This window comes from Thalassotalea litorea (genome assembly GCF_005843925.1).
Classification (GTDB): Bacteria; Pseudomonadota; Gammaproteobacteria; order Enterobacterales; family Alteromonadaceae; genus Thalassotalea_A; species Thalassotalea_A litorea_A.
This window is the reverse complement of sequence record NZ_VCBC01000002.1, coordinates 241229-254027: the sequence shown is the minus strand read 5'-3', so window position 1 is coordinate 254027 and position 12799 is coordinate 241229. Positions and strand designations below refer to the sequence as shown.

Below are 12799 nucleotides of genomic sequence, written 5' to 3'. Positions count from 1 at the left end.
ACCTTTATATCTTTATCGATTCTGCTGCGCGGAGTTCTTCGCAAAGTCGTGTTATTTGTTTAATGATTTCAACGCCAGCGCTGAAGCACAAACTGTCTTCGGTTAAATGATTTTTCCGGGTCACACCATCAACACTACCCTTGCTGGATAAAAACCTCAGCAGTGTCTCCACGTCAATTTGTGCCAGTAAATTCTTTTTCTGCCAAATAGCCAAAAAGGCAATGAGTGCATACGCAGCCCAGTTCGATACATCGGCGACAATCAATTCATCACATTCTGTTTGAGAAGGGATAATATCTAACGATGCAATATGCTTTGCGATATTTCCCATGCCTATCTCATTGCCACCATCGCCAACCGCAATCGTAGGACACTTGGCTAGTGTTATGAAATCATCAAATCGAGCACAACGGTGGGAAATGTCTTCACCGCGCATATTGCGATAGGTATTGTCTTCTGTCAGTCCTGGACGTTCAATGGCAATAATTAATTGTGGTGCGAGTTGTTCAACTACGCCTGCAATTTGCTGTTCTTTACCTATGCCAAGGGGAATTTGAGCGCAACGATAGTGAGGTTGAAGGGCTTGGAATAAAGGATTGTCACAAACAAGTACAACCGATTTATCCAAGGCAGAAAGGCACTCATACAGTGCCAGAGCGCCGACAGGACCATCGGTTTCGAAGGTATCGCACACTGGAAATCCGGTTGCAATCACGATTGTTCCCATACAATCATGGATTTGTTTGGCAGCCCTTATTATGTAGCCGGGTCTGAGGAATTGTCGAGCAAACTGCATTTGCCGGGTGTTTCGACTCACCAATAGTTGTTCTATCGCTTTGCTTAATGCGATTTCAGAGGATGTGTGGCTCATCAATTGGCAGCCTTTTTGATAAACTCAATTTGCTTAAAGCGGGACTGAGCCAGATATAATTCATTGTGAGCATTTTCGATACTGATTGGCTCAAATCGTATCTTTGCGCCCTGTTGGCATTGCGCAAGTTGATAGGCATCCAGAGAAAATACCGAGCCCATTTTAGGGTAACCGCCTATGGTTTGCCGGTCATTTAGCAACACAATCGGTTGGCCATCGGCAGGAATTTGCACCGCTCCATACGCGATACCTTCGCTTAACATGTTTTGTTTTGGGAATGTTATTGCTTCACCTTGCAGTCGATAACCCATCCGATCCCACTGACTGGAAACCTGGTATTCGCTGCTAAAAAAACGCTGGCGCTGGTGCACGGAAAACTGTTGATATTGATAACCTGTGATTACCCGTAAATTTAGGGAGGTTAAGTAAGTTGGGATTGCATTTTCAGGTAACGCATTGGTGTGAGCGCAAATTTGTTCCTCAACTGGCAGCCAGTCCCCTTTGATCAATGCCGAACCATTTATCCCCCCAATGTGTTCCCTGACCACAGTTGCGCAACTACCGAATTGCTCCTCTACCCGAATCCCCCCTTTAATCGCTAGATAGGCTTTTATGCCATTTTGACTAAACCCTAATTCAATAAAATCCCCTTTTTCAATGATGTGGCTTTGCCAGTTTCTGACTCGCTGATTATTAATTTTTAATTCTATGTCGGCACCGGTAAGCGCAATACTGGAGTTGCAGCTACTGTGCAGCTTTAAACCGCCATAGGTAACTTCCAATGCCGCACAACCGCGGGCGTTTTCTACAAGCCGGTTGGCCCAGTAAAATGCCATGCGATCCGCAGGCCCTCCGGTGGTAAGGCCTAAATTTGCTTTACCAATGCGGCCAGCGTCTTCAATCAGGGTGTGCATGCCGGGATGCTCGACGTAGAACCCAGACATCATAGCTGACCACCTAATTCAAGGAACTGCGTTTCAGTGATGGCCTTAAATCGTACTTTATCGCCGACAGCGACCGGGATCGGCGTTTCACTATTAGGGTTGAACATTGGGGTTGGACAGCGGCCGATAATATTCCAACCACCCGGAGAGGGGGCAGGATATATAGCCGTTTGTTTGTCGGCTATAGCCACTGAACCTTGTGCAACAGTCGCACGAGGCGTGGCTAACCTAGGCATGGCAATGGTTTCATTAACCTCGCCAAGGTAAGCAAATCCTGGAGCAAAACCTATGGTGTATACGTAATACTCTTGTTGCACATGCAGTTGAATGACTTCTTCAATACTTATGCCGGCATTTTTGGCGATACGGGGTAAGTCAGGACCAACGCACGTGTCATAATAGACGGGCAGGGTGAAGGTATTACCGTTTAGTTTATGCTCAGAAACAGAATCGCTTACTAACTGTTTGATCAATTTTTGAATGCGATTGCGAATATGAAAATGATCAACAAGCCAAAGATCATAGGTGATCATCAGCGAGCTGTAGGAAGGGATCGTATCCAGGACTGTATCGCCAAGCGAGGATTTGATGAGTGTTTGAGCGCGGCCAATCATGGCACATAGCTCTAGTGAGATTTCCGGTTGCAGGTTGGCATTATTGGTCCCGAAATACACCATCAGCGAATTCTCCGAAGCGACTTCAATATAAAAGCGTATTGGCTCGGATTGCTTTGTTGAAATCGGTTCAGTGCCCGATGTTACAGACATAACGCCCTAATTTCCTTGACTAATGAAACGGCTTCAATATTGTCGCCGTGAACGCATAACGTATCGGCTTGTAATGGCAGACGAGTCCCCTCAGAAGTCATTACCACCCCATCAGTGACTAGGTTTTTGACTTGCTCCAACACCTCAGATTTAGTTAAAACGGCGCCGGATTCTGTGCGGGGAGTAAGTAACCCGTCACTCGTGTAACGCCGGTCAGCAAATGCTTCAAACAAGAGTTCGACGGAATAGTTACGGGCAATGGTTTGATAATGCCCGGCCTGTGCTGTGGCTAAAATCATTAGCTTCAATGGCCGGTAGAATCCATGAATACTTTTAATTACCGCGGTAAAAATATCATCGTTGGCCATCATATCGTTGTATAGTGCGCCGTGAGGTTTTACGTATTGGACAAGTGAGCCTTGAGATTGTGCCATACCGTCAATGGCTCCAATTTGGTAATGCATTAAATTGATGATTTCTTGCTCGCTATGTTTTATTGAGCGACGACCAAATCCTACTAAATCTTGATATGAAGGGTGCGCGCCAATCATGACATTATGCTTGATTGCAAGCGCGAGCGTTTGTTGCAATGTATTTGGATCGGAAGCGTGGAAACCACAGGCAATATTTGCCATATCTATGTGCGGCATTACGTGTTCATCCTGGCCCATTTTCCAGGCAGAGAAACTTTCACCTAAATCACAATTTAACTTCATATCTGCAGTCCTTGTATTTTTTGCTCATGCCTGATTTATATCCACTAAAAAATCGATAACTGACTATTTCGAATATCGGTGATCAACATGCTACCCGGGCTATGGGTGATGCTTATTCGGGGCTTTGCATGATTTATCACTACCTGAGGCGTGACCCCACAAGCCCAAAATACGGGGACTTCTCCCGGCTTTATAGAAACTTTGTCACCATAATCGGGTTTATCAAGGTCGGTGATACCAATCTGTATTGGATCGCCAAGATGCACCGGTGCACCATGGACATTGGGGAAGCGACTGCATATTTGAATGGCTCGTATTGCATCTTTTGCTAGCATGGGTCGCATACTGACAACCATATTGCCATTAAACGCCCCTACGCTGTCGCAAGCGATATTGGTGTTATACATAGGCACATTGACACCTTCAGTAATATTTCGAATTTCAATCCCACCATCAATCAACGCTTCTTCAAATGAGAACGAACAGCCAAGTAAAAAGCTAACGAAATTATCTTGCCAGTAATCTTTGATATCCAAGGGCTGTTCAACCAAAACACCATGCTTAAATAGTTTGTATTTAGGAACATCCGTGCGAATATCAATGTCTGTGCCCGCTGTTGAAATGACCGGGTTGCCAGGCGCATCGGACATCGCCACGATTGGGCAGGGTTTGGGATTTTTTTGGCAAAACAGTAGGAAATCCGCTGCCAATGCCTGTTCTAAAATCACTAGATTACATTGTACAAAACCTTTCGCCAGGCCTGAAGTATGGCCGACAAATTCATTGTCACGAATTGCCTTGCGAACTTGCTTAGGAGTGGACAGGGCATCGAATTGAGTTGCAATGAATGATTCAGACATGAGATAAATTCAACTCGTGGGTTATTGGCTAACTCTATATTTTAAAGCGTTTTTTAGCAAATAAATGGACATTGATTATACCATATCAGAATTTTATATTTATAAAAGCAATCGTGTGGGAATAATTTATTTTTTTTGTTGTGATTGCCAGTACTTGGCGCCGTTACAGAATACGTTGAAAATTTAGCCCTATGGCATATGAAAAGGCTTAACATTTCCTTTGTATACCTAGTTATCTTATTGAATTGGAAGAGCTTTTATTGCTTGTGATTATTAAAAATCCTTAATAATTGAACTAATATTCTTTAACAAGATTTAACGTCAACAACGTGTTGACCAATAACTGCAAAATCCTATCTTCACTCCTTTCCAACTCCTATGTTATTCTTGCGATATTATTTTTTCACAAGCCATCTTTATGAAACTTAGTCCGCTAGTACAGGAACTTATCGATAACCTAAAACACTTGCCCGGTGTTGGGCCAAAATCGGCGCAACGGATGGCGTTTCATTTGCTTGAACGCAACCGTATAGGCGCCACAAAGCTCGCCAATTCAATGGCAAAAGCGATGGAGCATATCGGCCATTGTCGCACTTGTCGTACTTTCACGGAGTTGGAGCAATGTGATATTTGCGCCAGCCCCAAGCGCCAGGCGAGTCGTTTGTTATGTATCGTTGAATCACCCTCGGATATTCTGGCAATCGAACAAACCGGTGAGTTTATCGGACGTTATTTTGTTTTGATGGGGCATTTATCGCCCATCGATGGCATCGGCCCGGAGGAATTGGGTTTGGATCAACTGCAAAATTTATTGTCGAGCGATGAATTCGATGAAATGATTCTGGCTACCAATCCAACCGTCGAAGGCGAAGCAACTGCTCACTTTATCGCGGACTTAGCGGGTTCTTATGATGTCTCTGTGACGCGAATTGCCCATGGCGTTCCGGTTGGAGGAGAGCTTGGTTATGTTGACGGTAACACCTTATCCCATGCTTTTTCCGGCCGGAAAAAGCTTTAATTCTAAATCAAGGGGTCAGAGTTGTTGATGCCATAATCAACAACTCTGACCCCTTGATTTAGACCCTTTATTATCACTTAAATACCAACAAAATCGAAAAAATTGCGGCCTAGCTCTTTAAAACCTTTTTCCTATCCCCACATTGATCTCTATAACAATTGCTTCGGCAACCACTACCGACAAATAAGATTAGGAGACACGTGTTTATGTCTGATCCCGGCCATAAAGAAGTTCACGGCTTTCAAACTGAAGTAAAGCAATTACTACAATTAATGATCCACTCGCTCTATTCCAATAAGGAAATCTTCCTGCGCGAGTTGGTCTCTAATTCAGCGGATGCTGCGGACAAGTTGCGTTTCAAAGCGCTATCTGATGCCAGCCTGTATGAAGGTGACGGTAACTTACGTGTGCGCATCAGCGCTGACAAAGACAATAATACGATCACCATTTCAGATAATGGTATCGGTATGACCCGTGATGATATTATCACTCACCTGGGTACCATCGCTAAATCAGGTACTGCGGATTTCTTTAGTCGTCTGTCGGGTGACCAAGCGTCAGATTCACAATTAATCGGTCAGTTTGGTGTTGGCTTTTACTCGGCATTTATCGTCGCCGATAAAGTCGTAGTGCGTTCACGGGCAGCCGGAGTTGACGCAGATCAGGCCGTTGAGTGGACGTCAAAAGGCGAAGGGGATTTCTCGGTTGAAGACATCGAAAAGTCGACTCGTGGTACGGACATTATCTTGTTCTTAAAAGAAGATGAACAAGAATTTTTAGATGACTGGCGCTTAAAGTCTATCGTCACTAAATACTCCGATCATATTTCCATTCCGGTCGAAATGCTTACCCCTGCGGTACCAGAAGTGCCTGAGAGCGAAGGTGAAGATGGGGAAGTTATCCCTGCCGTGCCAGGTAAACCAGCCGAATGGGAAGGGGTGAATAAAGCCGAAGCGCTTTGGACCCGCGAAAAATCAGATATCAAAGACGAAGAGTATCAAGAGTTTTACAAACACGTATCCCACGATTTTGCTGAGCCACTGCTTTGGGCCCATAACAAAGTTGAAGGAAGTACAGAATATACTTCACTTTTATATGTACCAAGCAAGGCACCATTTGATTTACATAACCGCGAAAAACAACATGGCTTAAAACTATACGTGCAACGTGTATTTATCATGGATGATGCCGAGCAGTTTATGCCAACGTATTTGCGTTTCGTAAAAGGTTTGCTGGATTCTAACGATTTACCGTTAAACGTATCCCGCGAAATTTTGCAGGACAACAAAGTGACTCAGGCGATGCGCAAGGGCTGTACCAAGCGCGTATTGACCATGCTGGATCGTTTAGGCAAAAATGATAAAGAAAAATACCAAGGCTTCTGGGATGAATTTGGTCAGGTGATCAAAGAAGGTCCTGCAGAAGACATGGCGAACAAAGAAGCCATTGCCAAATTACTGCGCTTTGCTTCAACTGAAAACGACTCTTCGGTGCAAAATGTGTCCCTTACCGATTACATTGAACGTATGAAAGAAGGGCAGGACAAAATCTACTATGTGGTTGCCGACAGTTTTGAAGCGGCGAAAAATTCCCCTCATTTAGAAGTGTTCCGCAAAAAAGGCATTGAAGTATTATTGATGTCAGAACGCATCGATGAATGGTTAATGAGCCATTTAACCGACTTTTCAGAAAAACAATTTCAGTCGGTTACCCGTGGCGGCCTTGATTTAGGCGATATGGATGATGAGCAAGCAAAAGAAGCTCAGGAGCAATTGGAAAAAGAATTCGATTCCGTTGTCACCCGTTTACAAGACAGCTTGGGCGATAAAGTGAAATCGGTGAAAATTTCTCAGCGTTTAACGGATTCTCCAGCGTGTATCGTCACCGATGAACATGACATGAGCTCACAAATGATCAAGCTGATGCAGTCTGTGGGACAGGAAGTGCCTGAGTCTAAGCCGATTTTTGAAATCAATGCGGAACATGATTTAGTGAAGCATATGGCAGATGAAGCGGACAATGATAAGTTCGGCGAATGGGCCGAAGTGTTGTTTGAGCAGGCGATGCTGGCAGAGCGTGGCAGTTTGAAAGATCCGGCATCTTTCGTTGCCCGTCTTAACAAACTGATGTTAAGTCTGACCAAGTAATGATTGCGGAAATTGACAGCGTCAATTTCCGCGACAAACTAGCCGAATAACAACGAGAAACTGACGAGCGAGATGATTTTCATTCTGTTCTATTCGGTTTCTCGTTTTTGCTTTTTTAGCCTTCGGTTTCGCCTGGCTTAAACCCTGTACGATATACCGAAAAATTGTTTGTTTATTTTGCACAACGCCCCTTGTTTGCGCTTTGTCATGCAAGTATGATTGTGCCTTTAAAAAACATAGTTTCTTTGCTAAACAATATTTGGCAAAGAAAGATTTAATCCGACTATTTCTTAGGGTTTAGCAATATGCGCATTATTTTATTAGGTGCACCTGGTGCCGGTAAGGGAACTCAGGCACAATTTTTAATGAACAAGTACGGTATCCCACAAATTTCTACTGGTGATATGTTACGTGCAGCAATCAAGGCTGGTACTGAGCTGGGCAAACAAGCCAAGCAAGTAATGGACGCTGGTCAATTGGTTTCTGATGAATTGATCATTGGCCTGGTAAAAGAGCGTATCGCTCAACCGGATTGTGAAAACGGTTTTCTTCTCGATGGGTTCCCACGTACGATCCCTCAGGCGGATGCAATGAAGGAAAATGGCGTTAAAGTCGATAGTGTTATTGAATTCGACGTCGCTGATGAAGTGATTGTTGAACGTATGGGCGGTCGACGTGTACACCCAGGTTCAGGCCGCGTATATCACATCGTTTACAATCCACCAAAAGTGGAAGGTAAAGATGACGAAACAGGCGAAGATCTGGCAATTCGTCCCGATGATGAAGAAGCAACGGTTCGTAAACGTTTAGGCATCTATCACGAGCAAACCAAGCCGCTAGTGAATTATTACCAAGCAGAAGCGCAAGTTGGAAACTGTCAGTACCTGACCATCGATGGTACTCAAAAAGTTGAAGCCGTAAGCGCTATCTTAGCGGAAAAACTTGGCTAAATTGCAAAACTCATATTTTCGAAAAGCCACCTCAAGGTGGCTTTTTTTGGTTTCAGCAATATCAACGGGCAAAGTGGTTGCTCAGAGAATAAGATTCAACAACACTGACCCCTTGAATAAGATTCAACAACACTGACCCCTTGAACTGACCCCTTGAATTCGACTCAGCCCCCTTGATATCGTCTTGTCTTTCGGGATGGATGGGTTTTCGTTATACTGCCAACACTTATCGCCTTGTGTGCACTTTTTTATAAATGAAAACAACAAAATCCGTTTCTCAGGCGTTCTCGTCAACGGGCTCTCTCGCAAAAGCCATTACTGGTTTTAATCCGCGTCAGGCTCAGCTTGATATGAGCTTAGAAGTCGAACAGGTGATAGCCGATAAGGCGACGTTATTGGTGGAAGCGGGCACCGGAACGGGCAAAACCTTTGCATACTTAGTGCCGGCATTTCTCAGCGAACAAAAGACCATCGTTTCTACGGGAACGAAAACTCTTCAAGAGCAGCTATTTCATAAAGATTTGCCACTGGTAAAAAAAGCCTTGAGCAGCCAATTAAAAATTGCGCTGTTAAAAGGTCGAAGCAATTATCTTTGCACATATCGGCTAGAAGAGAATTTTTCCAGTCAACCACAAAAACGACGCCAGGCCGGCGTGCAACTCGATGCCGCGACTTTAGCCGATTTAGTGAAAGTCAGACAATGGTCGAGTCATACTAAATCAGGTGATTTGGGAGAGTTAACCGATGTTGCGGATGATTCTGCTATCTTTGCGCAAGTCACGTCGACAACGGACAATTGCCTTGGCAGACAATGTCCGGATTATGAGTCTTGCTATCTGGTAAAAGCTCGGGAACGAGCGATTGAAGCGGATGTCTTAGTTGTCAATCATCACCTTTTTTTCGCGGATCTGGCATTAAAAGATACGGGGTTTGGCGAACTGATCCCGACAGCTCAAACCATTATTTTTGATGAGGCTCATCAAATTCCTGACATTGCCACTGAATATTTTGGCCAGAGTTTTTCTACCCGCCAGCTATTGGATTTGGCCAGCGATTGTCTGCAACAATATCGAGTTGAATTAACCGATGTGAAACAGCTTGGCAAGGCGGCGGAAAAACTGCAACGTTCTGCGGCGGATTTTCGTTTGTTATTTGGGCAAAATCCAGAGCGAGGTGATTGGCGTCAACGTCTTCGCATGACAACCTTTTCACAAGGTTTTAGTCACGTTGTTGATGATTTAAAGTTTTTGTATGAAGTATTGAAACTGTGTATTTCCCGGACGGAAGGCATCGACAATTGCTTTGAACGCGCCACACAACTCCTGAATCTGTGTGATTTAATGCAACAGCTGGATAAACCCGGAACCAGCCTTTGGTACGAAACTACCCGACGCCATATCACATTGCATCTCACTCCACTTAGCGTTGCCGATAAATTTTCTGAAGTGATATCGAAAAGTGACAGTGCCTGGATCTTTACATCGGCAACCCTGGCGGTAGATAGTCAGTTTGAGCATTTTTCCAAACAGCTGGGGTTAAACAATGCCCGCAATATGTTGTTGGATAGCCCATTTGATTATCAGCAGCAATCCTTGTTGCTCGTTCCCAGATACCTGCCGGAAGCCCATGCCAACAATCGGGCCCAGGCATTGGTCGATATCGCTATGCCATTGATAGAGGCCAGCAAAGGGCGTTGTTTTATGTTATTTACCTCCTATCGTATGCTTAATCAGGTTGCAGAAATCCTCGCAGAAATGATTGAAAATCCGCTTTTGGTGCAGGGACAGATGGCAAAAAGAGTCCTGCTTGATCATTTTATTGAGCAACCAGATTCGGTATTATTAGCAACCGCGAGCTTCTGGGAAGGTGTTGACGTTCGAGGGGATAGTTTAACCTGTGTTATTATTGATAAATTGCCATTTGCATCACCGGATGATCCATTATTGCAAGCGAGAAGCCAGGACGTAAAACGACAGGGCAAAGATCCCTTTGCGAAAATACAATTACCCCAAGCGGTTATCGCATTAAAACAAGGGGTTGGGCGATTGATTCGAGATATTGACGATCAAGGCGTGATGGCAATTTGCGATCCAAGGTTAGTCAATCGTCATTATGGGCAAGTGTTTTTAAACAGCTTACCGGATATGCAACGCACCCGTGAACTACATCGCGCTGTCACATTTTTAGAGGCGATTACCGCCAAGAAAAAGAGAGAAATTGAGTGAACTATTTGGCCATTGACGCTTCAACAGAAGCCTGTTCTGTCGCCCTTCAATACCAAGGCGAGCATTTTTGCCGCTATGCACTAAGTCCGCAATCCCACAGTAAATTATTACTTCCTCAAGTGGATGAAGTGCTCAAGGAAGCTGGGGTGAATTTAAAGCAGCTGGACGGTTTGATTTTCGGTCGAGGTCCTGGCAGTTTTACCGGTGTGCGTATCGGCATTGGTGTGGCTCAAGGGTTGGCGTATTCTTCAGGATTACCGGTTGTCGGAGTATCGACATTACAAACCATGGCTCAACAGGCATTTGAGCAGACCAAAGCGTCGATTGCAGTGGCCGCCATTGATGCACGTATGTCTGAAATATATTGCGGCGCTTTTCAGGCAGATGACAATAGTATTATGCAACCGTTAGTGCCAGAGCAGGTATTTTCTCCGGAGCTGTTGGCGGGAAAACTTAATGAATTAGCAATCAATCATAACCAGGTGGCTGGTGTTGGCTCTGCCTGGCAGTCCTATAGCGAGGCACTGAAGGATTGTCAGTTAAATCGAATTGACGAACAGATACGCTTTCCGCAGGCGCAATATATGCTTGCCATCGGTGCCAAAGCCTTTACCGACGGTGAGGGCGTAAGTGCCGCTTTGGCTCAACCGGTTTATGTGCGCGATACGGTTACCTGGAAAAAGCTTCCTGGTAAGGAGTAAATTTAATCAAGGGAGCTGACCCCTTGATTGTCATTTCTTAAGGAGAAGAAATCGGTAATGAAGTCCATTGGATTACCTTTACAAAACTTCTGGTTTTTAGTGTTAGTCGCGATATTACTTAGCCAAATTCCCGTTGTGAATATCCCGTTTCAATGGCTGGAAAGCTTCTTCCATGAAATTAGCCATGGTTTAGCGGCGATGCTAACCGGTGGCAGGATCATTCGCATCCAATTATTTGCCAATGGCGCAGGCTTATGTACCAGCGCTGGTGGCAACTCAATCGTAACCGCATTCAGCGGTTATGCCGGCGCCGTATTCTTTGGGATGCTAATGTACCTTGGCACAGGCGCACATCGTCAGGGGGCTAAAATAATCAGTACAATGCTGATTGTACTAATCCTTCTGACCTGTGTTTTATGGGTGAAGGATATACTTACCGCATTTATTTGTTTCGTGCTCGGTGCCATTTTTGTGTTGAAACTAACCTACAGTCGAGCCACTTGGTTAGCGCCAATCTTAAAAATCATAGCGCTAATCGTGATGTTAAACGCGTTGCAAAGCCCCTGGTATTTGTGGTCAACCCCGCAAAAAAATGATGCCTATTCTTTGGCCCAACTTACTTATATTCCGGCATTTGTGTGGATATTGATCTGGCTGACGATGGCTATTTGGGCACTGTTATTTTTAGGGCGACGTAGTCAGGGAAGTAAAGCATGACAATTAATCGTAAACAGTTTTACCTCAATAAAGGCGAAACCAACAACACTTTCCAGTTGGCAGCACTTACTATAGGAAACCCGGAAGGGCAGGTCGTGTTATGCCTGCATGGCTGGCTTGATAATGCCGCAAGCTTTACCCCGATGATGGAATCACTGCAGCAATTGAATTCGCAGCTATTAGAACAATATTATTTTGTCGCCATTGATTGGGCAGGGCACGGATTGTCATCGCATCGTTCCTCAGATGCCTACTATTATTTTACTGACTGGGTAGACGACTTATATCAACTGATTGACGCGCAAAATTGGCAGCAAGTGATTTTATTAGGGCATTCTATGGGGGCGATGGTAGCAAACTTATTTACCTCTGCATTTAATGAACGGGTTAAATCACTATTCCTTATCGAAGGGATTGGTTTACTACCACTTGCCGAACACCCATCCGTACAGTTACGTGATGGTATTTTAAGCCGTCAGAAAACCCGATTGAAGAGCCGACATCAACAACTGGAAACCGCGATTCAGGCACGAATCAATGTTTCGGATCTTAAATACCCACAAGCAAAACGCCTAACTCAACGAAGCATGAAACAAATCGGTGAGGATTATCAATGGTTGTCTGACCCTCGGGTTCGAAATACCTCAGTGATTCGCTACTCAATGCCCGAAGTGGCACAAATCATTGCCCATATTGATTGCCCCGTTACGGTGTTCTATGGCGATACTGGCTTTGCTTCGGTGCGAACAGGAATTACCCAGTGGCAAGGTGTGTACCGACAATTAGACTCTGTAAAATTGAGTGGCGGCCATCATGTTCATATGGAAGATGTGGATTCATTCATTGAACAATTAACAAAATATTTACGCACTTAATCCCAAGT

Annotated in this window: 12 protein-coding genes; 7 read left to right on the top strand and 5 right to left on the bottom strand. The window is 44.6% G+C overall.

Features of this window, described 5'->3' with window-relative positions; all coding sequences use genetic code 11:
* Window positions 1–4 precede the first annotated feature (4 nt).
* Genes FE810_RS01530 through FE810_RS01510 form a run of 5 tightly spaced genes read right to left on the bottom strand, consistent with a single transcriptional unit; the run spans window position 5 to window position 4158 of the window.
* Window positions 5–871 (bottom strand): DUF4392 domain-containing protein, encoded by an 867-nt coding sequence (locus tag FE810_RS01530; protein WP_138318257.1) that lies wholly within the window; start codon window positions 869–871, stop codon window positions 5–7.
* On the bottom strand, window positions 871–1818 hold the full coding sequence (locus tag FE810_RS01525; RefSeq protein WP_212744441.1) for a 5-oxoprolinase subunit C family protein: 948 nt from the start codon (window positions 1816–1818) through the stop codon (window positions 871–873). Before FE810_RS01525 ends, FE810_RS01530 begins: the two co-directional genes overlap by 1 nt.
* Window positions 1815–2582, bottom strand: coding sequence for a 5-oxoprolinase subunit PxpB (pxpB, locus tag FE810_RS01520; RefSeq protein ID WP_138318256.1), 768 nt, complete (start codon window positions 2580–2582; stop codon window positions 1815–1817). Before pxpB ends, FE810_RS01525 begins: the two co-directional genes overlap by 4 nt.
* On the bottom strand, window positions 2573–3298 hold the full coding sequence (locus FE810_RS01515) for a 5-oxoprolinase subunit PxpA (protein WP_138318255.1): 726 nt from the start codon (window positions 3296–3298) through the stop codon (window positions 2573–2575). The genes pxpB and FE810_RS01515 overlap by 10 nt, the downstream gene beginning before the upstream one ends.
* A 44-nt stretch (window positions 3299–3342) precedes the next feature.
* Window positions 3343–4158, bottom strand: a complete 816-nt coding sequence (locus FE810_RS01510) for a putative hydro-lyase (RefSeq protein WP_138318254.1) — start codon at window positions 4156–4158, stop codon at window positions 3343–3345.
* A gap of 418 nt (window positions 4159–4576) precedes the next feature.
* Here FE810_RS01510 and recR point away from each other — a divergent pair, with 418 nt between their 5' ends.
* From recR to FE810_RS01475, 7 genes are all read left to right on the top strand, one after another.
* On the top strand, window positions 4577–5176 hold the full coding sequence (gene recR, locus FE810_RS01505) for a recombination mediator RecR (RefSeq protein WP_138318253.1): 600 nt from the start codon (window positions 4577–4579) through the stop codon (window positions 5174–5176).
* A gap of 206 nt (window positions 5177–5382) precedes the next feature.
* Window positions 5383–7323, top strand: a complete 1941-nt coding sequence (htpG, locus tag FE810_RS01500) for a molecular chaperone HtpG (protein ID WP_138318252.1) — start codon at window positions 5383–5385, stop codon at window positions 7321–7323.
* 305 nt (window positions 7324–7628) lie between these two features.
* Window positions 7629–8273 carry an adenylate kinase gene (adk, locus tag FE810_RS01495; protein WP_138318251.1) on the top strand — a complete coding sequence of 215 codons (645 nt, stop codon included), beginning with the start codon at window positions 7629–7631 and terminating at the stop codon, window positions 8271–8273.
* A gap of 254 nt (window positions 8274–8527) precedes the next feature.
* A complete protein-coding gene (yoaA, locus tag FE810_RS01490) occupies window positions 8528–10498 on the top strand; it encodes a DNA repair helicase YoaA (protein WP_138318250.1) in 1971 nt (656 codons plus the stop codon).
* Window positions 10495–11199 (top strand): tRNA (adenosine(37)-N6)-threonylcarbamoyltransferase complex dimerization subunit type 1 TsaB, encoded by a 705-nt coding sequence (gene tsaB / locus FE810_RS01485; protein WP_138318249.1) that lies wholly within the window; start codon window positions 10495–10497, stop codon window positions 11197–11199. The genes yoaA and tsaB overlap by 4 nt, the downstream gene beginning before the upstream one ends.
* Window positions 11200–11256: 57 nt before the next feature.
* Window positions 11257–11916 carry a M50 family metallopeptidase gene (locus tag FE810_RS01480; RefSeq protein ID WP_138318248.1) on the top strand — a complete coding sequence of 220 codons (660 nt, stop codon included), beginning with the start codon at window positions 11257–11259 and terminating at the stop codon, window positions 11914–11916.
* The gene (locus FE810_RS01475; protein WP_138318247.1) at window positions 11913–12791 is read left to right on the top strand and encodes an alpha/beta fold hydrolase; all 879 of its coding nucleotides are present in this window, start codon (window positions 11913–11915) and stop codon (window positions 12789–12791) included. The genes FE810_RS01480 and FE810_RS01475 overlap by 4 nt, the downstream gene beginning before the upstream one ends.
* The last annotated feature ends 8 nt before the right edge of the window (window positions 12792–12799 follow it).

Bases quoted from the DNA above. Each gene is read 5' to 3' on its own strand.
- FE810_RS01480 (WP_138318248.1), top strand. From the start codon at position 11,257: ATGAAGTCCATTGGATTACCTTTACAAAACTTCTGGTTTTTAGTGTTA.
- recR (WP_138318253.1), top strand. From the start codon at position 4,577: ATGAAACTTAGTCCGCTAGTACAGGAACTTATCGATAACCTAAAACAC.
- pxpB (WP_138318256.1), bottom strand. From the start codon at position 2,582: ATGTCTGTAACATCGGGCACTGAACCGATTTCAACAAAGCAATCCGAG.
- FE810_RS01510 (WP_138318254.1), bottom strand. From the start codon at position 4,158: ATGTCTGAATCATTCATTGCAACTCAATTCGATGCCCTGTCCACTCCT.
- adk (WP_138318251.1), top strand. From the start codon at position 7,629: ATGCGCATTATTTTATTAGGTGCACCTGGTGCCGGTAAGGGAACTCAG.
- FE810_RS01475 (WP_138318247.1), top strand. From the start codon at position 11,913: ATGACAATTAATCGTAAACAGTTTTACCTCAATAAAGGCGAAACCAAC.
- yoaA (WP_138318250.1), top strand. From the start codon at position 8,528: ATGAAAACAACAAAATCCGTTTCTCAGGCGTTCTCGTCAACGGGCTCT.
- FE810_RS01515 (WP_138318255.1), bottom strand. From the start codon at position 3,298: ATGAAGTTAAATTGTGATTTAGGTGAAAGTTTCTCTGCCTGGAAAATG.
- FE810_RS01525 (WP_212744441.1), bottom strand. From the start codon at position 1,818: ATGATGTCTGGGTTCTACGTCGAGCATCCCGGCATGCACACCCTGATT.
- htpG (WP_138318252.1), top strand. From the start codon at position 5,383: ATGTCTGATCCCGGCCATAAAGAAGTTCACGGCTTTCAAACTGAAGTA.
- FE810_RS01530 (WP_138318257.1), bottom strand. From the start codon at position 871: ATGAGCCACACATCCTCTGAAATCGCATTAAGCAAAGCGATAGAACAA.